The following is a 629-nucleotide window of genomic DNA, read 5'->3' as shown; positions in this document are numbered from 1 at the left end:
GGGAGTACCTGGCCACCGAGATGGGCTTCGGGTCGGGCATGACCTGTTGGAGACGACTACGAGACTGGAATGAGGCCGGAGTCTGGCAACGACTGCATGAGGCACTACTTGCCGGGCTCGATGTCGCGTCGCGGCTCGACTGGTCGCGCCGCGTTGTCGACTCCAGCCACGTGCGAGCGCTGAAAGAGGGGATCCACACAGGCCCGTCGCCGGTCGACCGGGGCCAGGCCGGCTCCAAACACCATCTGATCACCGACGGGCGCGGCACTCCGCTCGCGGTCATCCTCACCGGAGGCAACCGCAACGACGTTACCCAGCTGCTGCCGCTACTCGACGCCATCCCGCCAGTCCGGGCCGGGTCGGCCGTCCCCGCCGCAAGCCTGACTCACTGTTCGCCGACCGCGGATACGACCACGACATCCACCGCGACAAGGTTCGTGCCCGCCGTACCCTGCCCGTCATCGCCCGCCGCGGCACACCCCCACGGCAGCGGACTGGGTGTCTACCGCTGGGTGGTAGAGCGCACGTTCGCCTGGCCGCACGGCTTCCCACGTCTCCGGGTGCGCTGGGAAAGGCGGGCCGACATCCACGAGGCGCTCCGCAAACTCGCCTGCTACCTCATCACCCAC

Annotated in this window: 1 protein-coding gene; it reads left to right on the top strand. The window is 68.7% G+C overall.

Translation table 11 applies throughout. The annotated features are described in order from the left end of the window. On the top strand, window positions 1–629 hold a 629-nt coding region (locus AOQ53_RS41925), incomplete at both ends, for an IS5 family transposase (protein WP_236711885.1).

The sequence above is a fragment of the Streptomyces azureus genome (genome assembly GCF_001270025.1).
GTDB classification, from domain to species: domain Bacteria; phylum Actinomycetota; class Actinomycetes; order Streptomycetales; family Streptomycetaceae; genus Streptomyces; species Streptomyces azureus.
Note: the sequence above shows the minus strand (reverse complement) of the source record. Positions and strands in the feature narration are given on the sequence as shown.